A 25422-nucleotide genomic window follows, 5' to 3' on the forward strand; every position below is an offset into this window, starting at 1 on the left:
AAGCCGCGCGTCGACGAGACGCGCGGCGTTGAAGGACCGACTTGCCAGCGGTACGCGCTATGCCTTCGGCACGAAAGGCCCCGGACGACGGCCGGCGCCCTGGCGTTCGACCATCCAGCCGGGATATTCGGCGGGTAGTGCGCTCACTTCGTCAAGCCTGGCGAGATCGTCGGCATCGAGCTTGAGGCTGGTGGCGGCAAGGTTCTGCTCGAGCTGGTCCATGCGGCTGGCGCCGATGATCACGCTCATCACGAAAGGCTTGGCCAGGACATAGCCGAGCGCCACGGTCGCGACGCCGACATCATGCTTCTCGGCGACCTCCCGCATGACGGCGACCGCCGCCCAGGCGCGGTCCTCGTTGACCGGCGGGAAGTTGAAGGACGCGCGGCGGCCCTCGCCATTGCCCGGCGCGCCGGGCCCATATTTGCCGGACAGCAGCCCGCCAGCCATCGGCGACCACACCATCAGGCCGAGCTTCTCCTCGTTGATCAGCGGCACGATCTCGCGTTCGAGGTCGCGGCCGGCGATCGAATAATAGGACTGGACGGTCTCGAAGCGGGCAAAGCCCTTGCGGTCGGCGATGCCGAGCGCCTTGGCGATGCGCCAAGCCTGCCAGTTGGAGACACCGACATAGCGGACCTTGCCGCTGGAGACGAGATCATCAAGTGCCCGCAGCGTCTCGTCGATCGGCGTCACCGCATCGGTGCCGTGCAACTGATAGAGATCGATATGGTCGAGCTGCAGCCGCTCCAAGCTGGCGTCGACCGAATCCATGATATGGCCGCGCGAGGAGCCGCGCTGGTTTGGTCCCTCACCCATGGCGCCGTGGACCTTGGTGGCGATGACCACGTTTGACCGGGCAACACCGAGATCCCTAAGCGACTGACCAAGCAGGCGTTCGGACTCGCCGACGGAATAGACGTCGGCCGTGTCGAAGAAGTTGACGCCGGCGGCGATCGAGCGGCCGACGATCTCGTTGACGCCCTTCTGGTCGAGGCTGGCGATCAGGCCCCATTGGGCGTTCTGGCCGGCGGCGCCGAAGGTCATGGTGCCGAGGCAAAGTTCGGAGACGAATAGCCCCGTGTTTCCAAGCTGATTGTAACGCATCGTGAGACTCCAGGAAGATGTGCGGTGACATCAAGGCAAATAGGAACGGCACGTTTCGTTTCAAGCACTGGTATAATGGTGCTTGTGGATCAGGCCCAGCGATATGCACGGCAAGCTGGAAATTCGGACTACCGGCTTCCAAAAATCGCCGAACCGACCCTGACGCTGGTGGCGCCAAAGGCGATCGCGGTCTCGAAGTCGCCGGACATGCCCATCGACAGTTTGGCGACCCCGGCTTCCTTGCCGAGTTTCTCCAACAAGGCGAAGTGGGGGCCGGGGTTCTCGTCCGCCGGCGGGATGCACATCAGGCCTTCGATGCCGAGGCCATGCACTTCCCGGCAGCGTCTGACGAAGGCGACCGCCTCGCTCGGTTCGATCCCGGCTTTCTGCGGTTCGGAACCGGTGTTCACCTGGACATAGAGTTTTGGCGCACGGCCTTGCCGGACAATTTCCTTGGCGAGCTCCGCGGCGATCTTGTCGCGGTCGACCGTCTCGATGACCTCGAACAGCGCCACCGCTTCCCTCGCCTTGTTCGACTGCAGCGGGCCGATCAAATGCAGTTCGATGTCGGGGAAAGCTTCCTTCAGGTCAGGCCATTTGCCTTGCGCTTCCTGCACGCGGTTTTCGCCGAAGACGCGCTGGCCGGCCTCGATCACCGGGCCTATGTCGGCGGCGTCGAAGGTCTTGGAGACCGCCACCAGCGTCACCGCGCCGGCTTCACGGCCGGCCTCCCGCTCGGCGGCGGCGATCTTCGCCTTGACCGCGAAAAACTGCTGAACGGCGTCGCCCATATGTAAATCCCGCTGTTTTGACCCGCGTTTTTGTCAGCCGCGATGCCCATATGGTTGACGGGTTTGCCAAACCATGGTGAACACCCGGACCACATTCATGAACTGCCGGGCTCTTGCCCGCAGTCCGCATGCTTTTAAGTGAAAAACGTCCCATGGCAACCGAACGATACAACCCGCGCGCGTCAGAACCCAAATGGCAGAAGGCCTGGGCCGAGAAGAAGCTTTTCGAAGCGCACAATGACGATCCGCGTCCGAAATACTACGTGCTGGAAATGTTCCCCTATCCGTCGGGCCGCATCCATATCGGCCATACCCGCAATTACACGATGGGCGACGTGGTGGCCCGCTACAAGCGCGCCAAGGGTTTCAACGTGCTGCATCCGATGGGCTGGGATGCCTTCGGCATGCCGGCTGAGAACGCCGCGATGCAGAACAAGGTGCATCCCAAGGAATGGACCTACCAGAACATCGCCGCCATGCGCGAGCAGCTCAAGGTGATGGGCCTGTCGCTGGACTGGGCGCGCGAATTCGCCACCTGCGACGTCGATTACTACCACCGCCAGCAGATGCTGTTCCTCGACTTCGTCGAGAAGGGGCTGGTGACGCGCAAATCCTCCAAGGTCAACTGGGATCCGGAGGACATGACGGTGCTCGCCAACGAGCAGGTCATCGAGGGGCGCGGCTGGCGCTCCGGCGCGCTGGTTGAACAGCGCGAGCTGACGCAATGGTTCTTCAAGATCACCGACTTTGCCCAGGATTTGCTGGATTCGTTGGACGGTCTCGACGAGTGGCCCGAAAAAGTGAAGCTGATGCAGCAGAACTGGATCGGCCGTTCGGAAGGCCTGCTGATCCGCTGGCCGCTGGCCTCGGAAATCGCCGGCGAGCATGAGCTGGAAGTCTACACGACAAGACCGGACACCATTTTCGGCGCCTCGTTCATGGCAATCGCCGCCGATCATCCGCTGGCCAAGAAGGCCGCGGAGACCAATCCGGCCCTGGCGAAGTTCATCGACGAAGTGCGCCATATGGGCACCTCGGTGGCGGCGCTCGAGACGGCCGAGAAGAAGGGCTTCGACACCGGCATCCGCGTCGTCCATCCCTTCGACGATAGCTGGACGCTGCCTGTCTACGTCGCCAATTTCGTGCTGATGGAGTACGGCACCGGCGCCATCTTCGGCTGTCCGGCGCATGACCAGCGCGACCTCGACTTCGCCAACAAATACGGCCTGCCGGTGGTGCCGGTGGTGATGCCTGATGGCGCCGATGCCAAGACGTTCCAGATCGTCGACGAGGCCTATGTCGACGATGGCGCGATGATCAATTCGCGGTTCCTCGACGGCATGGCGCCGGACAGCGCTTTCGATGAAGTCGCCGGGCTGCTGGAGCAAAAGACCATCGGCAACCGGCCGATGGCCGAGCGCAAGGTGAATTTCCGCCTGCGCGACTGGGGCATTTCGCGCCAGCGCTACTGGGGCTGCCCGATCCCGATGATCCATTGCGAGGATTGCGGTGTGGTGCCGGTGCCGAAGGCCGATCTGCCGGTCAAGCTGCCCGACGATGTCGATTTCGACCGGCCAGGCAATCCGCTCGACCGTCACCCGACCTGGCGGCATGTGAAGTGCCCGCAATGCGGCAAGGACGCGCGGCGCGAAACCGACACGATGGACACGTTCGTGGATTCGTCCTGGTATTTCGCCCGCTTCACCGCGCCCTGGGCACATGAGCCGACCGATCCCAAGGCAGCGAACGAGTGGCTGGCGGTCGACCAATATATTGGCGGCATCGAGCATGCGATCCTGCATCTGCTCTATTCGCGCTTCTTCACCCGCGCCATGCGCGAGACCGGCCATGTTGCCCTGGCCGAGCCGTTCAAGGGCCTGTTCACGCAAGGCATGGTGGTTCACGAAACCTACCGTGTAGGCTCGGCGTCGAATGGGCGCTGGCTGGCGCCGACCGAGGTTCGTCTGGAGGACGTCGACGGCAAGCGCCGCGCCATCGACGTCGCCACCGGCGAGGCGGTCACCATCGGCCCGCTCGAGAAGATGTCGAAATCGAAGAAGAACACGGTGAGCCCGGAAGACATCACCGATGGCTACGGCGCCGACACGGCGCGCTGGTTCATGCTGTCGGATTCGCCGCCCGAGCGCGATGTCGAGTGGACCGACGACGGTGCCGCCGGCGCGCATCGCTTCATGCAGCGCATCTGGCGGCTGGTGTCGACGGCGGCCGAGACGCTGGCAGGGGTCACGCCCAAGGCGGCCAATGACGGAGAGGCCGGGGCGGTTTCCAAGGCCGCGCACAAAATCCTGAAGGCGGTCGGCGAAGACATCGAGAAGCTCGCCTTCAACCGCGCCATTGCTCGCATCTATGAACTTGCCAACGCGCTGACAGCCCCGCTCAACGAAGTGGCGGAAGGCAAGACCGTTCCGGCGCTGAAAAGCGCCTGCCGCGAGGCGGTTGAGATCATGGTGCATCTGATCGCGCCCGTGATGCCGCATCTGGCTGAAGAGTGCTGGGAGACGCTGGGCGGCATCGATCTGGTGGCCGAACGGCCGTGGCCGGTCTTCGATCCAGCACTGGTCGTCGACAACGAAGTCACCTATCCGGTGCAGGTCAACGGCAAGAAGCGGGGGGATTTGACAATTGCCCGCGACGCGGACCAAGGTGCGGTCGAAAAAGCGGTCTTGGCTCTCGACTTCGTGCAGAAAGCACTTGAAGGTAAGGCTCCGCGCAAGGTGATCATCGTGCCGCAGAGGATCGTCAATGTCGTTGCCTGATCGGGAAAAGACAGAGCTGGGCCGTCTGCTGCGCCGCATCGCGCTTGCCGGCCTCGTCGGCTCGCTGGCGCTCATTTCGGCCTGCCAGGTGCGGCCGCTCTATTCGAGCGCGCCGTTGTCGACGGGCTCGACCGCCAATGCCGAGATGGCATCGATCGCCGTCAAGCCGGTCCGGACGCGCTATGCCCAGCAGGTGCGTAACAATCTGATCTTCGGGTTCGGGCGCGGCGCGGGCGAGCCCGCCTCGCCGCTTTATTCCCTCGACCTCGGCGTGAGCGAAGGCGTTGAATCCTCGGCGCTGGTACAGAATGGAACCGATCAGGACGAGCCGACCGCCGGTTCGGTGACGTTGACCGCGGGCTACACGCTGACCGATGTGAAAACCGGCGCGGTGATCGCCGTCGGCAAGCGGGCGATCACCTCGTCCTTCGACAGGCCGCGTCAGGAGTTTGCCTCCTACCGGGCGCAGATCGACGCCGAGAACCGCGCCGCGCGCGAACTGGCTGAAGCCCTGCAGCTGTCGATCGCCCAGGATCTGGCCCGGCACGGCAAGGCGGCCAGCTAGCGCGTTCGCCGTCTCAAAAGAGGGCCGAACGCCCTCTTTCATTCTCTCGATGTCCCGATCCTGTGTCCGGGCGACGGAAACGCGCCGGCAGCTGGGCTTTGGAGCCATGTGGATCCTGTCCGCGGGTTTTTCCCGTGACCAAGGTTCGCCCCGCTTTCCAGCCCAGCGCTTCGCCGCGAAAGATGCGTCTCGATCGCTCTAGCGACGCTGACGGGAAGCAACTGTTAACCACTCGCTCCCTATTGCTCGGCAGTCGTTTCACAGTGAGTCTTGAGCATGGAAGCCAGGCGTTTTTCTCGGATCAATTCGTTGCACACAGCTGCGCCCGATGACCCCCAAGGAGAGCGTTCCGGCGGCCCGCGCGGCAAGGTCGATGTCCGCCAGTCCGGCGCTTCTTTCCCGCAGGGTGGCGACACCGAAAGCCCGGCCTGGCAAGAGTATTTTTTCCTTGCGCCCAATGTGCGTTTTACACGCACGCCGGACTATGAGCCAAAGCACCGCCAACCGCAGGACGACGTTGCCGAGCAGGATGCACGGCAGGCGCTCCCGACGCAGCAGGTCGGTCCTGGCGCCGTCATGCATCGCGGACCGGCACCGGCCGGGCCCGCTCAGCCGGCGCGTAGCGGGGAGACGGCGCAAGGCGTTGCGCCGGCGGCTCTAAAGGGGCCAGCAACGGCACGGGCGGCCACGCGCCCGGCGCCCGTTGTCGGGAATGGCGCGCCGGTCAAAGCAGCCCCCGCTGAAAAAGCCCGGCGGCCCTATCTTTCGGATCACGCCTTCTTCGAGGGCTTGGCGCCGCTTCTGGTCGACGTGACGCCCGCCCGCCAAGTCAGCCCGGTCCCGCGTGCACCGGTGCTGGCTCCGCCGGTTGCCGCCGCCCGGGCCGATGTCTCCGGACCGGCGGTGGCCGATGTCACCGCCTTGTTCCGTGTCATCGAATGCCTTCCTGGCCAGGTTCCACCTGCCTTGCCGGACGTCTTTCCGGCCAACTCCAACAAGGTGGTGGTCGAGCCGGCCGTCCCGGCGGGCAGAGCCGCCCGGCTGGGTCGGACAACGGCCGCGACGGCGCCTGCCGCAGCCAGCGCCGCCCCGGGGCCACTTTTGCAACGCGTGGAGGAAACCGTTCCCGCCGTGCGTTCGCCGTCGCTGCCCATGGCCGGAAAGGTTGTGCAGCCGGTGACGGGCGAAGGCTACGCGCTTCCCTCGGAGGAGCTGCTGCAGCAGCCGCCGGAAGGGCAGGGCTTCTACATGTCGCAGGAGCGGCTTGAGCAGAATGCCGATCTCCTGGAAAGCGTGCTGGAGGATTTCGGCGTCCGCGGCGAAATCATCCATGTTCGCCCCGGCCCGGTCGTTACCCTCTATGAGTTCGAACCGGCGCCGGGCGTCAAATCCTCCCGCGTGATTGGTCTCGCCGACGATATCGCCCGCTCCATGTCGGCGGTCTCGGCGCGCGTCGCCGTGGTGCCCGGCCGCAACGTCATCGGCATCGAGCTGCCGAACGAGACACGCGAGACCGTCTATTTCCGTGAACTGATCGAATCGCAGGGCTTCCGCAAGACCAGCTGCAAGCTGGCGCTTTGCCTTGGCAAGACGATCGGCGGCGAACCTGTCATCGCCGAGCTGGCGAAAATGCCGCATCTGCTCGTCGCCGGCACCACCGGGTCCGGCAAGTCGGTCGCCATCAACACCATGATCCTGTCGCTGCTCTACCGGTTGAAGCCGGAAGAATGCCGGCTGATCATGGTCGACCCGAAGATGCTTGAGCTGTCAGTTTACGACGGTATCCCGCACCTTCTGACGCCCGTCGTCACCGATCCCAAGAAGGCGGTTACCGCGCTCAAATGGGCGGTGCGCGAGATGGAAGACCGCTATCGCAAGATGGCGCGGCTCGGCGTGCGCAACATCGACGGCTACAATGAGCGTGCCGCCACTGCCCGCGACAAGGGCGAGACGGTCGTCATGACCGTGCAGGCCGGCTTCGAGAAGGGCACCGGCGAGCCGCTGTTCGAACAGCAGGAGATCGACCTCGCGCCGATGCCCTACATCGTCGTCATCGTCGACGAGATGGCCGACCTGATGATGGTCGCCGGCAAGGAGATCGAAGGCGCCATCCAGCGCCTGGCGCAGATGGCGCGCGCCGCCGGGATCCACCTGATCATGGCAACGCAGCGGCCTTCCGTCGACGTCATCACCGGCACGATCAAGGCCAACTTCCCGACCCGCATCTCCTTCCAGGTCACCTCCAAGATCGACAGCCGCACCATTTTGGGCGAGCAGGGTGCCGAGCAGCTGCTCGGCCAGGGCGACATGCTGCACATGATGGGCGGCGGGCGCATCGCCCGCGTGCACGGCCCCTTTGTGTCCGACGCCGAGGTCGAGCATGTCGTGGCGCATTTGAAGGCGCAGGGCCGCCCCGAATATCTGGAGACCGTAACGGCCGACGAGGATGAAGAGGAAGAGGAAGACGACCAGGGAGCGGTCTTCGACAAGGGAGCCGTTGCCGCCGAGGACGGCGATTCCAGCTATGACGAGGCGGTCAAGGTGGTGTTGCGCGACAAGAAATGTTCGACGTCCTACATCCAGCGCCGCCTTGGCATCGGCTACAACCGCGCCGCTTCACTGGTCGAGCGGATGGAGAAGGAGGGTCTGGTCGGCGCACCGAACCATGTCGGCAAGCGCGAGATCATGGCGGGCAAGCGCCCGCCGGCAACCATACCTGGGGATGACGGCACGGATCGATCGGCCCCTTGATCCGCAACGCATAAAAAGGCCGGTTGCCCGGCCTTTTTCGTATCGGGCATAAGCTCGCTCAGCCGATTTTCTGGCCGGTCTTTGCCCAGTCGGCGAGGAAGGCGGCAAGGCCCTTGTCGGTCAGCGGGTGATTGACCAGCGCCTTCAGGGTCGCGGGTGGCGCGGTGACGATATCGGCGCCGATGAGCGCCGCCTGCTTCACGTGGTTCACTGTGCGCACGGAAGCGGTCAGGATCTCGGTCTGGAAATCGTAATTGTCGTAGATCTGACGGATCTCCTGGATCACTTCCATGCCGTCAGAGCCGGTATCGTCGATGCGGCCGACGAAGGGCGAGATGAAGGAGGCGCCTGCCTTGGCGGCGAGCAGCGCCTGGTTGGCCGAGAAGCACAGCGTGACGTTGACCATGCGGTTCATCTCGGTGCGGATCGTCTTGCAGGCCTTCAATCCGTCCAGCGTCAACGGCACCTTGATGGCGACATTCGGTGCGATCTTGGCCAGCACCTCGGCCTCGGCCATCATCTGCTTGTATTCGGTCGCCACGACTTCCGCGGAAACCGGGCCTTCGACGATGTCGCAGATCTGCTTGGTGACCTCGGCGATTTTGCCGCCCGATTTCAGGATCAGCGACGGGTTGGTGGTGACGCCGTCGAGCAACCCCAGATCGATCAGTTCACGGATTTCCTTGATATCGGCTGTGTCGGCAAAAAATTTCATGGCGGTCTCCTGACGATTTCGTGGCGCCTGCGAAGGCACGTTCAGCGTTGCCCTTTGATCTAGAGCAAAGTCGGGGCAAGGTCACGCCTAATGATCGAAGATTCGCCCTTTGTCGCAGCCGCACCGGTGCTGGTGCCGATGCCGGCTGAACGCCCCTACACCTATGCCGTGCCGGCCGGCATGCGGGTGGTGCCGGGCTCGATCGTGCGCGTGCCGCTCGGGCCGCGCCAGGTCGCCGGCATCGTCTGGGACGGCGTGGTCGAGCAGGTCGATGCCAGGAAATTGCGCCCGATCGAACAGGTTTTCGACTGTCCGCCGATCGATCGCGCCATGCGCCGCTTCGTCGACTGGGTGGCGCAATACACGCTGTCGGCGCCGGGCATGGTGGCGCGCATGCTGCTGCGTGCGCCGGAAGCTTTCGATCCCGAACCCTGGATCGAAGGACTGCAGCGGACGCTCGTCATGCCCGATCGGATGACGGATGCGAGGACGCGGGTGCTGGAGACGGCCGAAGGAGGGCTGGCCTGGACGCGCTCGGGGCTGGCGCATGCCGCCGGCGTGTCGTCGACGGTGATCGAGGGGCTGAAAGCGCAAGGCGTGTTCGAAACGGTGATGATCCCGCCGCGCCCGGTGGTGGCCGCACCCGACCCAAGCTATGCCGTGCCGGACCTGATGCCGGACCAGAACGACGCCGCGTCGATGCTGCGCGCCAATGTCGCGGCCGGTGTGTTCAATGTCGCGCTGCTCGACGGCGTCACCGGGTCCGGCAAGACGGAGGTCTATTTCGAGGCGGTGGCGGCCGCGCTCGATCAGGGAAAACAGGTGCTGATCCTGCTGCCCGAAATCGCGCTGACGCATGCTTTTCTCGAACGCTTCCAGCAGCGCTTCGGTGCCAAGCCGGGGGAATGGCATTCCGATCTGCCGCCCAGGATGCGCGAAAAAGTCTGGCGGCAAGTGGCGGAAGGGGGCGTGCGTGTCGTCGCCGGCGCACGCTCGGCGCTGTTCCTGCCGTTCAAGGAACTTGGCCTGATCGTGGTCGACGAGGAGCACGACCCAGCCTACAAGCAGGAAGACCGTGTCTTCTACAATGCGCGCGACATGGCTGTCGTGCGCGGGCATATTGGCAGCTTTCCGGTGGTGCTGGCGTCGGCGACGCCGTCGGTCGAGAGCCGGGTCAACGCAAGCCAGGGCCGCTATGCCAGGGCTGTTCTTTCCGCCCGCTTCGCCGAGGCGGCACTTCCCGATCTCAAGTCGATCGACATGCGCCGCGCGCCGCCGGCCCGTGGCGGCTTCCTGTCGCCGGTGCTGATCGACCATATGCGCAAGACGCTGGAGAAGCAGGAACAGTCGCTGCTGTTCCTCAACCGGCGCGGCTATGCGCCGCTGACGCTGTGCCGGGTCTGCGGCCATCGCTTCGGCTGCCCGGTGTGCTCGGCCTGGATGGTCGAACACCGCTTTCGCGGCCAGTTGGTGTGTCATCACTGCGGTCACAATGAGCGCCGTCCGGAAGCCTGCCCCGAATGCGGCACGCTCGACCATCTGGTCGCTTGCGGGCCGGGGGTCGAGCGCATCGCCGAAGAGGTCGTCACGCATTTCCCGGACGCGCGTACCATCGTGCTGTCGTCGGATATAATGGGGGGTGTACGACGGTTGCGGCTGGAACTGGAGGCTATCGCCAACGGCGAGGCCGATATCGTCATCGGCACGCAACTGGTCGCCAAGGGTCACAATTTCCCGAACATGACGCTGGTCGGCGTCGTCGATGCCGATCTGGGCCTTGCCAATGGCGATCCGCGCGCCGCCGAGCGCACCTTCCAGCTGCTCAGCCAGGTGACCGGCCGTGCCGGCCGCACCGGCAAGAAGAGCCTTGGCCTGCTGCAGACCTTCCAGCCCGACCATCCGGTGATGCGGGCGATCGTCTCCGGCGATGCCGAGTCTTTCTACCAGCGCGAGATTTCAGAGCGCGAACGCGCTGCCTTGCCGCCCTTCGGCCGGCTGGCAGGCGTCATCGTCAGCGCGGTGACGCGGGCGGAAGCGGAAGGCCATGCACGCGGCCTGCGCCGCTCCGCACCGGAGGCGCCGGATCTGTTCGTGCTCGGGCCGGCGGAAGCGCCATTATCGTTGCTCGGCGGTCGCCACCGCTTCCGCCTGCTGATCCAGGGCGAACGGCGCGCCGACATGCAGAGCTTCATCCGCGCCATGCTGGCCAACGGGCCGAAACAGCGCGGCTCGGTTCGGGTGCAGGTGGACGTCGACCCGCAGAGCTTTTTGTAAGCTCGCTGAACATCTCGTTAGGCGCCGAGTTCGGCCTCAAACGGATTCAGACTTGCGACCTTCAGAGCGTCGAAATGGCGGTTGTTCGCGGTAAGGATCGTCAAATCGTGCACAAGCGCGGTAGCAGCGATCAGGATATCGGGAAGACCTGGGTTGCGCCCAAGAGCAATCGCCATATCTTCCATTTCTCCCGCCCGTCTGGCGATGGCGGAGCCTACCGGCAGGAGCCGTTCATCAAATTCATCCAGCAGACTGTCCAGCCAGCGCTCCAGTCGTTCCGCTCGCTGAGTGCCCCCGGCACGCCTCAACTTGGCAACGCCCTTCTGGACTTCAGCCGCTGCTATAGCCGGAATATACCAAGTGTGGCGCCGCCCCGTATGCGACAGCCAAGTCTGGAAAGCGGGCGGAAGTGCAGCACGATCGGGAGCGAACACCGACAACACCGACGTGTCGAGAAGATATCCGTTCAAAAATCAAAATCCCTGAGGATCGATTGATCTCTTTCAAGCTCGATGCCGCCCGGATATTTGAGAAGGAAGTCGATGAAGGCGTCGTTACGATCCGGGTAGAGCTTGCGGGCCTCTTCGATCGGTACAACCGCCGCGGCAGGTTTGCCATGCTTTGTGATGATTGTAGGCTCGCCGTTTTCGGCAGCTTCCACGAGCGCGGAGAAACTTGCTTTGGCCTCTCGTACCTGCATTGTCTTCATGGCCGAGCTCCTTGTGGTCTCATGGGGTCATAATATAGAAATCGTACGGGAAAGGAACAGCCCGTCATGAAAACCCTCGGCCTGCTCGGCGGCATGAGCTGGGAATCGACCGCCATCTACTACCGCCTGCTCAACGAGATCGTGCGTGAGCGGCTGGGCGGTCTGCATTCGGCGAAGCTGCTGCTCTGGTCGTTCGATTTCGCCGAGATCGCCGAACGGCAGCATGATGGCGACTGGGACGGTGCCGGTGCGCTGCTGATCGATGCCGCACACAAACTTGAGGCCGGCGGTGCGGAGGGCCTGCTTCTGTGCACCAACACCATGCACAGACTGGCCGACCAGGTGCAGGCGGCTGTGTCGATCCCGCTGATCCATATCGCCGACGCCACCGCGGCCACGGTCAGGCAGGCCGGCCTGCGGCGGCCGGCGCTGCTGGCAACGCGGTTCACCATGGAGCAGGACTTCTACAAGGGCCGGCTTGCCGACAAATATGGCCTGTCGCCAGTGGTACCGGATTCGGCCGGGCGCGACATGGTGCATCGCGTCATCTACGAGGAACTCTGTCAGGGCATCGTCACCGAAGCCTCGAAGGCGGCCTATGTCGCCGAGGCAAACCGCTTGCGCCGCGACGAAGCCGCCGACAGCCTGATCATGGGCTGCACCGAGATCACCATGCTCATCGGCCAGGATGATTTCGACATCCCGGTTTTCGACACGACGCGCATCCATGCCGGGGCGGCGGTGGAATTCGCACTCGGTTGATGCGCGTCTCCTAAAGTGGCTGAAGCCATCTGGCGCCGGTTCTTTCCTTCGCTAGAATGTCGGCGATTTTCAAAACAGGCATTTCGAGGGACACGATGGATTTTGCGCTTCCATGGCCGACGAGCCAGGGCGAATGGCTGGCCTGGTCGAGCGCGGCCTTCACCGTGCTGCTCGGTCTTCTGTTTTTCCTGGCGCCGGGGCTGGCGTTCCGTATCCTGCGCCTGCAGGCGAAACCCGAGAAGGCGGCGGCGATCGCCGAGGGGCGCGGCCGCATGTCGGGCTTCTATCTCGGAGTCGGCCTGTGCTGCATCCTGCTCGCGCAGCCCCTGGTCTACATGGCTCTCGGATTTTCCTGGCTGTTCACCGCATTCGGCCGGCTGCTGTCGATGATGTCGGATGGCGCCAATACACCTTTCAATTGGGTTTCCATTGTGGTGGAATTGGCGCTCGCGGCCTTGCCGCTCGCCTTTGCCTTCGGCTTTGTGCCCTGAATCCTGGGGTATTCAGGCGCGCAGGACGCTGATCTTTCGCCGGATGCGACAATAGTGCCTGAAAACCATGCGGAACGACGCATTGCGGTCTTAAAATGCCTGTGCTAGACGGCAATCGACTTTCGGCCGGGGATAGCGGAAGCCGCGCCTCCGTGCTTGGAAAAATGCAGTAAGGTCAAAGATTTAGCCAGAGTTTTTGCTCGCGCCAACAATCTGCGGCCTGTCAGACAAGAGAAAAGACGGTCCGTGGCTCAATCGTCATCGCCAATCTCAGGTGTCGCAGAACGCTATGCCGGTTCGCTGTTCGAACTGGCATCGCAGGCAAATTCCGTGGCCAAGGTCGAGGCCGACCTCACCAGTTTCGAGGCCATGCTCGCGGGCAGTGCCGACCTGACCCGGCTGATCAACAGCCCGGTATTCTCCAGCGAGGACCAGGCCAAGGCCATCGGGGCGATCGCCGACAAGGCCGGCATCACCGGCCTGACCGGCAATTTCCTGCGCGTCGTCGCCAAGAACCGCCGCCTGTTCGCGGTGCCCGGCATGATCAAGGCATTCCGCCAGATCGCCGCTGAACACCGTGGCGAGGCCGCCGCCGACGTGACGTCGGCTCATGAGCTGACCGCGGCCCAGCAGACCGAACTCAAGGCGGCGCTGAAGGGCGTTGCCGGCAAGGACGTGACCATTTCCGTCACCGTCGATCCGTCGCTGCTCGGCGGGCTGGTGGTCAAGATGGGCTCGCGCCAGATCGATACGTCGCTCAAAACCAAACTCAATTCGCTCAAGCTTGCACTGAAAGAGGTCGGCTGATGGACATCCGCGCCGCGGAAATTTCCGCAATTCTGAAAGACCAGATCAAGAATTTCGGCAAGGAGGCCGAGGTCTCCGAAGTCGGACAGGTGCTGTCCGTCGGTGACGGTATCGCCCGCGTCTATGGCCTCGACAATGTCCAGGCCGGCGAAATGGTCGAGTTCCCCGGCGGCATCCGCGGCATGGCGCTCAACCTCGAAGCCGACAATGTCGGCGTCGTCATCTTCGGCGCCGACCGCGACATCAAGGAAGGCGACATCGTCAAGCGCACCGGCGCCATCGTCGACGTTCCCGTCGGCCCCGGCCTGCTCGGCCGCGTCGTCGACGCGCTCGGCAACCCGATCGACGGCAAGGGGCCGATCAAGGCGACCGAACGCAAGCGTGTCGACGTGAAGGCGCCGGGCATCATTCCGCGCAAATCGGTCAACGAGCCGATGTCGACCGGTCTCAAGGCCATCGACGCGCTGATCCCGGTCGGCCGCGGCCAGCGCGAGCTGGTCATCGGTGACCGCCAGACCGGCAAGACCGCCATCATCCTCGATACGATGCTCAACCAGAAGTCGGTGCACGACAACGGCCCGGAAAAGGAAAAGCTCTACTGCGTCTACGTCGCCGTCGGCCAGAAGCGTTCGACCGTCGCGCAGTTCGTCAAGGTTCTGGAAGAGCGCGGCGCGCTCGAATACTCGATCATCATCGCCGCCACCGCTTCCGACCCGGCGCCGATGCAGTTCCTGGCGCCGTTCGCCGGCTGCACCATGGGCGAATATTTCCGCGACAACGGCATGCATGCGCTGATCAGCTATGACGATCTGTCGAAGCAGGCTGTCGCCTATCGCCAGATGTCGCTGTTGCTGCGCCGCCCGCCGGGCCGCGAAGCCTATCCCGGCGACGTCTTCTACCTGCACTCGCGCCTGCTCGAGCGCGCCGCCAAGCTCAACGACGATCTGGGTGGCGGATCGCTGACCGCCCTGCCGATCATCGAGACGCAGGCCAACGACGTGTCGGCCTATATCCCGACCAACGTGATCTCGATCACCGACGGCCAGATATTCCTCGAAACCAACCTGTTCTTCCAGGGCATCCGTCCGGCCGTCAACGTCGGCCTGTCGGTCAGCCGCGTCGGCTCGGCCGCGCAGATCAAGGCGATGAAGCAGGTCGCCGGCTCGATCAAGGGCGAGCTCGCGCAGTACCGCGAAATGGCTGCCTTCGCGCAGTTCGGCTCGGATCTCGACGCCGCCACGCAGCGCCTGCTCAACCGCGGATCGCGCCTGACCGAACTCCTGAAGCAGCCGCAGTTCTCGCCGCTGAAGACGGAAGAGCAGGTCGCGGTGATTTTCGCCGGCGTCAACGGCTATCTCGACAAGCTGCCGGTCAACCAGGTCGGCAAGTTCGAGCACGGCCTGCTCAGCCACATGCGTGCGGCGGGCAAGGACGTTCTCGACGCCATCCGCAAGGAAAAGGCGCTTTCGGACGATCTGCGCGCCAAGCTCAAGGCCGAGATCGACGCCTTCGCCAAGACCTTCGCCTGAGCGAAGCGCCAGTCCGGATGAGACAAGACGGGATCAGGTTTGAAGCATGCCTTCATTAAAAGACCTTCGTAACCGTATCGCCTCGGTCAAGGCGACGCAGAAGATCACCAAGGCGATGCAGATGGTCGCCGCGGCGAAGCTGCGCCGTGCGCAAGAGGCGGCGGAAGCGGCGCGCCCCTATTCGGAGCGCATGGGTTCCGTGCTGGCCAACATCACCCAGGCGATCGGCGGTGGCGGCGATGCCCCGGCGCTGATGACGGGCACCGGCAAGGACGCCGTGCATCTGCTCGTGGTCTGCACCGCCGAGCGCGGCCTGTGCGGCGGCTTCAATTCGCAGATCGCCCGTCTTGCCCGCGATCACATCCGCCGGCTTCTGACCGACGGCAAGCAGGTCAAGATCATCTGCGTCGGCAAGAAGGGCTTCGACATCCTGCGCCGCGACTATGCATCGATGATCATCGACCGTGTCGATCTGCGCGAGGTCAAGACGCTCGGCTTCGTCAATGCCGATGCGATCGCCAAGAAGGTCATCCATCTCTTCAACGAGGGCGCCTTCGACATCTGCACGCTGTTCTACTCGCAGTTCAGGTCGGTGATCAGCCAGATCCCGACCGCGCAGCAGATCATCCCGGCCAGCACCGCTTCGGCTCCGGCCGCGGCGGTGGATGGCGGCAGCGCCGTCTATGAATATGAGCCGGAGCCGGGCGAAATCCTCTCCGACCTCATCCCGCGCAACATCTCCGTGCAGGTTTTCCGGGCGCTGCTCGAAAACGCCGCCGGCGAAATGGGCGCCAAGATGAGCGCCATGGACAATGCGACGCGCAACGCCGGCGAGATGATCAACAAGCTATCGATCACCTACAACCGCCAGCGGCAGGCGCAGATCACCAAGGAACTGATCGAAATCATTTCGGGCGCCGAGGCGCTCTAGGCGCGGTCCGCGGGTGACTGTCCCGCGAACCGGACCGCGTGAGAAACAAAGGACGAAAAGGGTAAAGACGATGGCGAAAGCAGCGACCCCCCAGAAGGCAACTCCGAAGGCGGCAGCCCCCAAGGCAGCAGCCCCAGTGAAAGCGGCCAGGGCTCCGGCAGCGGCGGCAAAGGCTGCTCCGGCCAAGGCAGCAGCGGCGCCGGCCAAGGCCGTGGCCGCCAAGACGCAGGCCATGGCCACGAAAGCCACCGGCGTTGTCGGCAAGGTTCGCCAGGTCATCGGCGCCGTTGTCGACGTGCAGTTCGGCGATCACCTGCCGGCGATCCTGAACGCGCTCGAGACGACCAATGTCGGCAACCGCCTGGTGCTCGAAGTTGCCCAGCATCTGGGTGAAAACACCGTGCGCTGCATTGCCATGGACTCCACCGAAGGCCTGGTGCGCGGCCAGGAAGTGCGCGACACCGGCGCTCCGATCACCGTGCCGGTCGGCCCAGGCATGCTCGGCCGCATCATCAACGTCATCGGCGAGCCGGTCGACGAAGAAGGCCCGGTCGACGCAATCGAAATGCGCTCGATCCATCAGCCGGCTCCGACCTATGTCGAGCAGTCGACGGAAGCCCAGATCCTGATCACCGGCATCAAGGTGCTCGACCTCTTGGCGCCTTACGCCAAGGGCGGCAAGATCGGCCTGTTCGGCGGCGCCGGCGTCGGCAAGACCGTGCTGATCCAGGAACTGATCAACAACATCGCCAAGGCACATGGCGGCTATTCGGTGTTCGCCGGCGTCGGCGAGCGCACCCGCGAAGGCAACGATCTCTATCACGAGTTCATCGAATCCGGCGTCAACAAGAAGGGCGGCGGTGAAGGCTCCAAGGCAGCGCTGGTGTACGGCCAGATGAACGAGCCGCCGGGCGCGCGCGCCCGTGTCGGCCTGACCGGCCTGACGGTCGCCGAATATTTCCGCGACCAGGGCCAGGACGTGCTGTTCTTCGTCGACAACATCTTCCGCTTCACGCAGGCGGGTTCCGAAGTGTCGGCTCTGCTCGGCCGCATCCCGTCGGCCGTGGGCTACCAGCCGACGCTCGCCACCGACATGGGCGCGCTGCAGGAACGCATCACCACCACCACCAAGGGCTCGATCACCTCGGTGCAGGCGATCTACGTGCCGGCCGACGACTTGACCGATCCGGCGCCGGCGACCTCGTTCGCTCACCTTGACGCGACGACGACGCTCAACCGTTCGATCGCAGAGAAGGGCATCTATCCGGCCGTCGATCCGCTGGACTCGACCTCGCGCATGCTCGACCCGCTGGTCGTCGGCGACGAGCATTATGGCGTCGCCCGCCAGGTGCAGTCGATCCTCCAGCGCTACAAGTCGCTGCAGGACATCATCGCCATCCTGGGCATGGACGAGCTCTCGGAAGAGGACAAGCAGACCGTGGCCCGCGCCCGCAAGATCGAGCGCTTCCTGTCGCAGCCGTTCTTCGTCGCCGAAGTGTTCACCGGCGCGCCGGGCAAGCTGGTCGACCTCGCCGACACCATCAAGGGCTTCAAGGGCCTTTGCAACGGCGATTACGACCACCTGCCGGAAGCCGCCTTCTACATGGTCGGCGGCATCGAGGAAGCGGTCGAGAAGGCACAGCGCCTCGCGGCAGAAGCGGCGTAAATCAAGCGAATAGGGAGTAGTCAGTAGTCAGTAGTGAATAGCAGCTGGGCGAGTCGGATAGTTGTTCTCTTGCCCTACTTCTTACTCACTATTCCCTACTCACTAAATTGACATGGCTGAAGCTTTCAAGTTCGAACTGGTTTCCCCGGAACGCCTGCTGGTTTCCGCCGAGGTCGAGTCGGTCGTCATCCCGGGCGCCGAAGGCGAGATGACCGTCATGGCTCATCACGCGCCGGTCATGACCACGATCAAGCCGGGTGTCGTCACGGTGAAGAGCGCCTCGGGCAGCGAGGAACGCTATGTCGTGTTCGGTGGCTTCGCCGACATCGTCCCGGCCGGCTGCACGCTGCTGGCGGAATCCGCTGTCGCGGTGAAGGACGTCGACCGCGCCGATCTCGCCCGCCGCATCCAGGAAGCCAGGGAAGATGCTGCCGACGCCAAGGACGACCAGGCGCGCAGCAAGGCCGAACAATTCCTTAGCCAGCTCACCACGCTGGAAGGCGCGATCCTGCCGGCCTGAAACGCGTCGCGGGACAACGGATTGAAAGCGGGGCATTGCCCCGCTTTTTTATTTGTCGGGACATTATGGCGTGAGAGTTGATGTGGCGGCGGTGCCGGAGTTGCGCGACATCGGCAGGACAGAGGGGGCGCTGCCCCGGCGACATCAAGTTCCGTACCGCTCGCGCCTTACTGTCCTTCGGCTTCTATGCCGAGCGCGGCGAAGGCCAGCGTCGGGCCGTCTCGTCGCAGGTGGACGAGATGGACGGCCACGAGTTCGATCAGCGTCTGGCGCTCGGCGTGATCCCGGGCGAAGCCGGCCATGTCAAACACCGCCGTCACGGTTTCGTTCGCCGGCAGCTGCTGGTCCAAAAGCGCGGTCATCGGCGCATCGAGCGGATCGGTGAAATGGCCTTCCGGCAACGTCTTTCCGCGCGCCGCGCAGGCGGCGATCCAGGCAGCCACCACCAGCGTGAGATGGACCAGCTCGGTGCCGGCTTCGAGGCACTCGACAGCCGAGGCGATAATGCGCTGCGGCAGTTTCTGGCTGCCGTCATTGGCGATCTGCGCCGTACGGTGGGCAAGTGCCGTGTTCGAAAAACGCTCGGCAAGCTCGGCCGTATAGGCTGATGGGTCGAGGCCGGCGTCGTCCGGCAATGTTGTTATGGCCTCTTGCCATAGCGCGTCGACGAACCGCCGGATCGCCGGATCGGCGAAGGCACTGTCGACCGTCGCGTGGCCGCAGAGCAGGCCGAGATAGGCGATGCCCGAATGCGCGCCGTTGAGCAGCCTCAGCTTCATGTCCTCGAAGGGAGCGACATCCCCAACCATGGTGACGCCGAATTTTTCCCAGGTAGGACGGCCCATGGGGAAATCGTCCTCGATCACCCACTGGCGGAAGGGTTCCGTCATCACGGGCCAGGCGTCCTCAATACCAAGTTCGCCCGCTATCCGCGCCCTGTCGGCGTCGGTCGTGGCTGGCACAATGCGGTCGACCATGCTTGAGGGAAATGCGACGTGACTGGCGATGTGGTCGGCCATTCCGGCATTGCCCGCCGAACTGGCACTTGCATCGCGCAGCGTGGCGAATTCGATCAGCAGCCGGTGCAAGGTGGCGCCGTTGGCCGGCAGGTTATCGCAACAAAGCACGGTAAAGGGCGGGGTGCCAGCGCCCCGCCTCCGGGCGAGCGCTTCGGTCAGAAAACCATGCGCCGTCTTCGGTGTTCGCGGATTGGCCAGGTCGTGGACGATGTCGGCATGCGCTGCGTCCAATCCGCCGCCGGCCGCCCGCAAATAGGCTTTCTCGGTGATCGTCAGCGTCACGATGCGGGTACGCGGATCGGCCAGCACCGCCAGCACCGCTTCCGGGTCTTCCGGCGCCACCAGCAGCGAGCCGATCGAGCCGATGACATGCAGCTTCTCGCCGCCGCTGCCGCGCACAGCCAAGGTGTAGAGCCCGTCCTGCGGCGCCAGCGCGTCGCGCGTTTCCGCGCTGCGCAGCGACACGCCTGATATGCCCCAGTCCGTTTCTCCGGCCGCCAGGCATTCATCGATATAAGCGGCCTGGTGGGCGCGGTGAAAGGCGCCGACGCCCAGATGCACGATGCCCGGCGTGATTGCGCCACGATCATATCGAGGCGCGGCGACCTCGGCCGGCAATGCCTGCGCCATGCGGTTGGAAAGGCGGCGGTCTGTCATCGGTTCGGCACTCATCTCGTGGAACGATTTGCGGGGTAACACTGACGGCGTCCGCCGACAATGCTCAGCTTTGCCTAGGAGTCATCATACAACAATCCGATTTTTGTATGTTGACATTATTTCTGACCGATACTACCCATGGAGCCGGAGGATGGCCGTGGCACTGACCAATGCGGATTTGCTGTTTTCAGCCGAGGCGCGTCAGCTGTCGATTGCCCGCGCCCTCTACGCCGGCATCAAGGACCTGCCCATCATCAGCCCGCACGGCCATACCGACCCGCGCTGGTATGCGCTGAACGAGCCGTTCCCCGATCCCGCGCAACTGCTCATCGTGCCGGACCACTATATTTTTCGCATGCTGTTCAGCCAGGGCGTGCGGCTGGAGGCTCTCGGCGTGCCGACCCTCGATGGTGAGCCCGTCGAGACCGACGGCAGGGCGATCTGGCGGTTGTTCGCCGAACACTATTACCTCTTTCGTGGCACGCCGACCCGATTGTGGTTCGACCATGTCCTTGCGCATCTGTTCGGCATCGAAGAGCCGTTGAGCGCCGCGACCGCCGACCGCCATTACGATACGATCGCAACGCTGCTGCAGTGGGAGAACTTCCGCCCTCGCGCGCTGTTCGAGCGCTTCAACATCGAGGTCATCGCGACGACCGAAGGCGCGCTCGACGATCTCAAATGGCACCAGATGATCCGCGACAGCGGCTGGGAGGGCCGTGTCGTCACCGCCTATCGGCCGGACGCCGTCGTCGATCCCGATTTTGAAGGCTTTTCGGCCAATCTCGATCGGCTCGGCGAGATCACCGGCTGCAACACCGGGACCTGGGCCGGTTATCTCGACGCACATCGCCAGCGGCGCGCCTTCTTCAAGAGCTTCGGCGCGACTTCGTCGGATCACGGGCATCCGACGGCGGAGACCGCCAATCTTTCCAACGCGGCGGCGCAGGAGCTGTTCAACCGGGTCCGCGCCGGCTCGCAGGATGAGCGCGAGCGAAAATTGTTTCGCGCGCAGATGCTGACCGAGATGGCCAAGATGAGCCGGGACGACGGGCTGGTCATGCAGATCCATCCCGGCTCCATGCGCAATCATTCGGCTTCCGCTTTCCAGAAATTCGGCAGGGACAAGGGTTTCGATATCCCGACCCGGACCGACTATGTCACGGCATTGAAGCCATTACTGGACTGCGTCGGGCTGGAGCGCGACCTGACCGTCATCCTGTTCACGCTGGATGAAACCAGCTACGCGCGCGAACTGGCGCCGTTGGCCGGCGTCTATCCGGCGCTGAAGCTCGGGCCGGCCTGGTGGTTCCACGACAGCCCGGAAGGCATGCGCCGGTTCCGCGAGATGACCACCGAGACCGCCGGCTTCTACAACACGGTCGGCTTCAACGACGACACGCGCGCCTTTCCGTCGATACCGGCCCGCCACGACGTGGCGCGGCGGGTCGACTGTGCGTTCCTGGCGCGTCTCGTCGCCGAGCACAGGCTGCGTGAGGACGAGGCGCATGAACTCGCGAAGGAGCTTGCCTACACGCTTGCCAAGAATGCGTACCGGCTCTGAGCCGGGCGTTTCGATTTTCAAAGGGAGGAAGTCATGTTGCATTTTTCGAAATTGACGGCGGCGGCGACATTCGCCATCGGTTCGCTGCTGATCGGCGCTGCCAACGCCGAAACCGTGCTGCGATCCTCGGATACCCATCCGGACGGCTACCCGACCGTCGAGGCGGTCAAGTACATGGGCGACCTGATCAAGCAGCGCACCGCCGGCCGCTATTCGATCGAGGTCTATCACTCGGCGCAGCTCGGCGAGGAGAAGGACACGATCGAGCAGACCCAGGCCGGCGTCATCGACCTCGACCGTGTCTCGATGGGACCGTTCAACGGCATCGTGCCGGAGACCGCCGTGCCGTCGCTGCCCTACATGTTCCGCTCCGTCGAGCACATGCGCCACGTCATGGACGGCGCTGTCGGCGACCAGATCCTGAAGGCGTTCGAGGCGCATGATCTCGTCGGCCTCGCCTTCTACGATTCCGGTGCTCGGTCCTTCTACAACACCAAGAAGGACATTACCTCGATGGCGGACATGAAAGGCATGAAGTTCCGCGTCATCCAGTCCGATGTGTTCGTCGACATGGTCAACGCGCTTGGCGCCAACGCCACGCCGATGGCCTATGGCGAAGTCTATTCGGCGCTGCAGACCGGCGTCATCGACGGCGCCGAAAACAACTGGCCGAGCTTCGAATCCGCCAAGCACTACGAAGTGGCCAAGCATTACACGATGGACGAACACCAGATCGTGCCGGAAGTGCTGGTCATGTCGAAGGCAAGCTGGGACAAGCTCTCGCCGGAAGACCAGGCGATCGTGCGCCAGGCAGCCAAGGACAGCGTCGTCAAGATGCGCGAACTGTGGGACGCGCAGGAGAAGAAGTCGCGCGGCCTCGTCGAGGCCGCCGGCGTTAAGGTCAGCGAGATCGACAAGCAGCCGCTAATCGAGGCGATGAAGCCTGTTTACGACAAGTACTTGTCGACGCCCGAACTGAAGGACCTGGCCGCCCGCATACAGGCCGAGAAATGAACGGCAGGGGCAATGGATCGAGCAGCGCGGAGGCCCCCGCGCTGCCTTCGGACGCGTCCGCCATGCGAGGATTCTGGCTGGGTGCGGAGCGGGTCCTGTCAGGGCTTGCCAGGCTGGCGCTTTGGATCAGCGGCGCCGGCCTGACACTGATGACGATCATCATCTTCTGGCAGGTCTTCTCGCGCTATGTGTTGAACCGTTCGCCGAGCTGGACGGAATCCTTCTCGGTTCTGCTGATGGGCTGGTTCATTTTTCTCGGCGCCGCCGTCGGCGTGCGCGAACGCACCCATCTTGGCTTCGACGTGCTGCTCTATGTCCTGCCTGTTTCGGCCAAGGCGGTACTGCGCAGCATTTCCGACCTTGTCGTGCTGGCCTTCGGCGCCGGCATGATCGTCTATGGCGTGCAATTGGCCAGGCTGACCTGGAACACGGTCATGCCGTCACTTGCCCTGCCGGGCGGCGTCAGCTTCCTGCCGGTCATCCTGGGTGGGGCGCTGGTCTGTCTGTTTTCGCTGGAACGGCTGGCCGGGCGCTTTGCCGGCCTGCCCGTCGACGCCGACATCCATGCAACCGGCGAGGAGCCCTGAACCATGGCCCTGATCGTCCTCTTCGGCACCTTCGTGTTCCTGCTGGTCATCGGCACGCCGATCGCCTTCTGTCTCGGCGTCGCCAGCTTTGCCACGATCCTCACGCTTGGCTTGCCGCCGGTCGTCGTGTTCCAGCGGCTGAATTCCGGCGTCGCCGTGTTTTCGCTGATGGCCATCCCGTTCTTCATCTTCGCCGGCGACCTGATGGTGCGCGGCGGCATCGCCGCGCGGCTCGTCGCGCTGGCAGGCTCCCTGGTCGGTCATTTGCGCGGCGGCCTGGGGCAGGTCAACATCGCGGCGTCGACCATGTTCGGTGGCATCTCCGGCTCGGCGGTGGCGGATGCGTCGGCGGTCGGCGGGCTGATGATTCCGCAGATGAAGGCGCGCGGCTACGGCGTCGACTATGCCGTCAACATCACCTCGGTCGGGGCCATCATCGCGCTTCTCATTCCACCGTCCCACAACATGATCATCTATTCGATCTCCGCCGGCGGCCGTATCTCGATCGCCGACCTGTTCACGGCTGGCGTGCTGCCGGGTCTGCTGCTGGCGCTTTCGCTGATGATAACGGCCTATTGGGTCGCCAGCCGCCGGGGATATCCGACGGAGCCCTTCGCCGGCTTCGGCCGGGCCTTGCAGCTGCTTGTCGCCGCCATTCCCGGGCTCATCCTGATCGCCATCATCTTCGGCGGCGTCAGGTCCGGTGTCTTCACCGCGACCGAGAGCTCCTGCATCGCCATCGTCTACGCCTTCCTGGTGACGCTGATCATCTACCGCTCGATGAGCTGGGGCGACTTCGTCGCGGCGACGACGGCGTCGGTGCGCACCACGGCCATGGTGCTGATGATCATCGGCTGCGCGGCGGCCTTCGGCTGGTTGCTCGCCTATCTCAGGGTGCCGGCGGCACTGGTCGCCTTTCTGCAGTCGGTGTCCGACAACAAGCTGGTGATCCTGCTGCTGATCAACGTCGTCCTGCTCATTCTCGGCACCTTCATGGACATGTCGCCGCTGATCATCATCACGACGCCGATCTTCCTGCCTGTCGTCATGGCCTATGGGGTCGATCCCGTGCATTTCGGCGTGATCCTCATCCTCAATCTCGGCATCGGGCTTTGCACGCCACCGGTCGGCGCTGTTCTGTTCGTCAGCTGCGCCATCGGGCGAATTCCGATCTGGACCGCGATGCGCTCGATCTGGCCATTCTACGGCGCCGCCTTCGCCGTGCTGATGCTTGTCACCTACGTGCCGGAAATCTCATTGTGGCTACCGGGACTGTTTCATTAGAGCGGTTCGGCGATCGTTAGAATCGTTGAACCGCTCTAACTCTTTGTGTTTACGCAATTCCAGGCGGAAAGCCGCTACGCACTTTTCGTGGAATTGCACTAGGAGGTCACCGAGGTGTCCGATACCGCAAACGACCTCAGGGTCGAGAGAAAACCCAAGCTGTCGGAAACCGTCGTGGGGGCGATCCGCAAGCAGTTGCAGGCGGGCGAGATCCCGCCCGGCCACAAGCTGCCGACCGAGGGCCAGCTGACCGAAACCTTCGGCGTCAGCCGAACCGTCATCCGCGAGGCGCTGGCCAAGCTTGCCGCCGACGGTCTGGTCGAGCCGCGGCAGGGCGCCGGGGTGTTCGTAACAGAGCATATTTCGACCATGTTCGGGGCGCTCGCCGCCGACATGGGAGCCAAGGATTCGGTCGCGCTCAACGTGCTCGAGGTGCGGCTGGCGATCGAGATCGAATCGGCTGGGCTCGCTGCCATCCGTCGCAACGCCGCGCAGGAGGCGGCGATCCAGGAAGCCTTCTTCGAGTTCGAGCGGCTGCTGCTCGACAGCCAGCCGACCGGTCCGGCCGACCTCGCCTTCCATCGCGCCATCGCCAGCGCCACCAATAACCCCTTCTATGTCGAGATGCTCGACGTGCTCGGCCGGCGCGCCATTCCGTGCGACGTGACCTCGCCCTGGTCGACCGAACTGGCGCAGTCCGACAGCTACCAGCGCGGGCTGCAGCGCGAGCATCTGGTGATCCTGAACGCGATCACGGCGGGCGATGCCGAAGCCGCGCGCGAGGCGATGCGCACCCATCTCGGCGCCAGCCAGCAGCGTTACCGCGAGCGGCTGCAGGCGCGGCAGGCCTACTACGCCAGCTCGGTCAAGGCGGCCGCGGGCGAATGATCCACCGAAAGCCA

The 25422-nt window shown here is 64.1% G+C and carries 22 protein-coding genes; 16 read left to right on the plus strand and 6 right to left on the minus strand.

Annotated features, from left to right (window positions below; translation table 11 throughout):
* Positions 1 to 57: 57 nt before the first annotated feature.
* A complete protein-coding gene (locus MESAU_RS05975) occupies positions 58 to 1107 on the minus strand; it encodes an aldo/keto reductase (RefSeq protein ID WP_015315159.1) in 1050 nt (349 codons plus the stop codon).
* A 128-nt stretch (positions 1108 to 1235) separates the two neighbouring features.
* Entirely contained in the window at positions 1236 to 1898 is a 663-nt protein-coding gene (locus MESAU_RS05980; RefSeq protein WP_015315160.1) for a YggS family pyridoxal phosphate-dependent enzyme, read from the minus strand.
* 152 nt (positions 1899 to 2050) lie between these two features.
* Between MESAU_RS05980 and leuS the strand changes: the two genes are divergently transcribed.
* The 3 genes from leuS to MESAU_RS05995 all read left to right on the plus strand — a co-directional run bounded on the left by leuS (position 2051) and on the right by MESAU_RS05995 (position 7991).
* Entirely contained in the window at positions 2051 to 4675 is a 2625-nt protein-coding gene (gene leuS / locus MESAU_RS05985; protein ID WP_015315161.1) for a leucine--tRNA ligase, read from the plus strand.
* A complete protein-coding gene (locus tag MESAU_RS05990) occupies positions 4662 to 5240 on the plus strand; it encodes an LPS assembly lipoprotein LptE (protein ID WP_015315162.1) in 579 nt (192 codons plus the stop codon). Before leuS ends, MESAU_RS05990 begins: the two co-directional genes overlap by 14 nt.
* A gap of 276 nt (positions 5241 to 5516) precedes the next feature.
* On the plus strand, positions 5517 to 7991 hold the full coding sequence (locus MESAU_RS05995) for a DNA translocase FtsK (RefSeq protein WP_015315163.1): 2475 nt from the start codon (positions 5517 to 5519) through the stop codon (positions 7989 to 7991).
* A 58-nt stretch (positions 7992 to 8049) separates the two neighbouring features.
* Here the strand turns inward: MESAU_RS05995 and fsa are convergent, their stop codons facing one another.
* Entirely contained in the window at positions 8050 to 8706 is a 657-nt protein-coding gene (fsa, locus tag MESAU_RS06000) for a fructose-6-phosphate aldolase (protein ID WP_015315164.1), read from the minus strand.
* A gap of 90 nt (positions 8707 to 8796) precedes the next feature.
* Between fsa and MESAU_RS06005 the strand changes: the two genes are divergently transcribed.
* Positions 8797 to 10980 carry a primosomal protein N' gene (locus tag MESAU_RS06005; RefSeq protein WP_015315165.1) on the plus strand — a complete coding sequence of 728 codons (2184 nt, stop codon included), beginning with the start codon at positions 8797 to 8799 and terminating at the stop codon, positions 10978 to 10980.
* A gap of 17 nt (positions 10981 to 10997) precedes the next feature.
* Here MESAU_RS06005 and MESAU_RS06010 read toward each other — a convergent pair whose 3' ends face one another.
* Both MESAU_RS06010 and MESAU_RS06015 read right to left on the minus strand, forming a co-directional pair.
* Entirely contained in the window at positions 10998 to 11450 is a 453-nt protein-coding gene (locus tag MESAU_RS06010; RefSeq protein ID WP_015315166.1) for a type II toxin-antitoxin system VapC family toxin, read from the minus strand.
* Positions 11447 to 11689 carry a type II toxin-antitoxin system Phd/YefM family antitoxin gene (locus MESAU_RS06015; RefSeq protein ID WP_015315167.1) on the minus strand — a complete coding sequence of 81 codons (243 nt, stop codon included), beginning with the start codon at positions 11687 to 11689 and terminating at the stop codon, positions 11447 to 11449. Before MESAU_RS06015 ends, MESAU_RS06010 begins: the two co-directional genes overlap by 4 nt.
* A gap of 66 nt (positions 11690 to 11755) precedes the next feature.
* On the opposite strand from MESAU_RS06015, the gene MESAU_RS06020 reads away from it, so the two are divergent.
* The 7 genes from MESAU_RS06020 to MESAU_RS06050 all read left to right on the plus strand — a co-directional run bounded on the left by MESAU_RS06020 (position 11756) and on the right by MESAU_RS06050 (position 18395).
* Positions 11756 to 12451, plus strand: a complete 696-nt coding sequence (locus tag MESAU_RS06020; protein WP_015315168.1) for an aspartate/glutamate racemase family protein — start codon at positions 11756 to 11758, stop codon at positions 12449 to 12451.
* A 95-nt stretch (positions 12452 to 12546) separates the two neighbouring features.
* The gene (locus MESAU_RS06025; protein ID WP_015315169.1) at positions 12547 to 12942 is read left to right on the plus strand and encodes an AGROH133_08824 family phage infection protein; all 396 of its coding nucleotides are present in this window, start codon (positions 12547 to 12549) and stop codon (positions 12940 to 12942) included.
* A 246-nt stretch (positions 12943 to 13188) separates the two neighbouring features.
* Positions 13189 to 13749, plus strand: coding sequence for a F0F1 ATP synthase subunit delta (locus MESAU_RS06030; protein WP_015315170.1), 561 nt, complete (start codon positions 13189 to 13191; stop codon positions 13747 to 13749).
* The gene (gene atpA / locus MESAU_RS06035; RefSeq protein ID WP_015315171.1) at positions 13749 to 15278 is read left to right on the plus strand and encodes a F0F1 ATP synthase subunit alpha; all 1530 of its coding nucleotides are present in this window, start codon (positions 13749 to 13751) and stop codon (positions 15276 to 15278) included. The genes MESAU_RS06030 and atpA overlap by 1 nt, the downstream gene beginning before the upstream one ends.
* A gap of 46 nt (positions 15279 to 15324) precedes the next feature.
* Entirely contained in the window at positions 15325 to 16209 is an 885-nt protein-coding gene (locus MESAU_RS06040) for a F0F1 ATP synthase subunit gamma (protein WP_015315172.1), read from the plus strand.
* A 70-nt stretch (positions 16210 to 16279) separates the two neighbouring features.
* Positions 16280 to 17875, plus strand: coding sequence for a F0F1 ATP synthase subunit beta (gene atpD / locus MESAU_RS06045; protein WP_015315173.1), 1596 nt, complete (start codon positions 16280 to 16282; stop codon positions 17873 to 17875).
* Between the two features lie 112 nt (positions 17876 to 17987).
* Positions 17988 to 18395, plus strand: coding sequence for a F0F1 ATP synthase subunit epsilon (locus MESAU_RS06050; protein ID WP_015315174.1), 408 nt, complete (start codon positions 17988 to 17990; stop codon positions 18393 to 18395).
* Positions 18396 to 18562: 167 nt separating this feature from the next.
* Here the strand turns inward: MESAU_RS06050 and MESAU_RS06055 are convergent, their stop codons facing one another.
* Positions 18563 to 20071, minus strand: coding sequence for a mannitol dehydrogenase family protein (locus MESAU_RS06055; RefSeq protein ID WP_015315175.1), 1509 nt, complete (start codon positions 20069 to 20071; stop codon positions 18563 to 18565).
* 151 nt (positions 20072 to 20222) lie between these two features.
* Between MESAU_RS06055 and uxaC the strand changes: the two genes are divergently transcribed.
* The 5 genes from uxaC to MESAU_RS06080 all read left to right on the plus strand — a co-directional run bounded on the left by uxaC (position 20223) and on the right by MESAU_RS06080 (position 25408).
* The gene (uxaC, locus tag MESAU_RS06060; protein WP_015315176.1) at positions 20223 to 21635 is read left to right on the plus strand and encodes a glucuronate isomerase; all 1413 of its coding nucleotides are present in this window, start codon (positions 20223 to 20225) and stop codon (positions 21633 to 21635) included.
* A gap of 33 nt (positions 21636 to 21668) precedes the next feature.
* Positions 21669 to 22649 carry a TRAP transporter substrate-binding protein gene (locus MESAU_RS06065; RefSeq protein WP_015315177.1) on the plus strand — a complete coding sequence of 327 codons (981 nt, stop codon included), beginning with the start codon at positions 21669 to 21671 and terminating at the stop codon, positions 22647 to 22649.
* A gap of 62 nt (positions 22650 to 22711) precedes the next feature.
* Positions 22712 to 23236 (plus strand): TRAP transporter small permease, encoded by a 525-nt coding sequence (locus tag MESAU_RS06070; RefSeq protein WP_041163297.1) that lies wholly within the window; start codon positions 22712 to 22714, stop codon positions 23234 to 23236.
* A 3-nt stretch (positions 23237 to 23239) separates the two neighbouring features.
* Positions 23240 to 24520, plus strand: a complete 1281-nt coding sequence (locus MESAU_RS06075) for a TRAP transporter large permease (RefSeq protein WP_015315179.1) — start codon at positions 23240 to 23242, stop codon at positions 24518 to 24520.
* A gap of 114 nt (positions 24521 to 24634) precedes the next feature.
* Entirely contained in the window at positions 24635 to 25408 is a 774-nt protein-coding gene (locus MESAU_RS06080; RefSeq protein WP_015315180.1) for a FadR/GntR family transcriptional regulator, read from the plus strand.
* Positions 25409 to 25422 lie beyond the last annotated feature (14 nt).

This window comes from Mesorhizobium australicum WSM2073 (assembly GCF_000230995.2).
Lineage (GTDB): Bacteria > Pseudomonadota > Alphaproteobacteria > Rhizobiales > Rhizobiaceae > Mesorhizobium > Mesorhizobium australicum.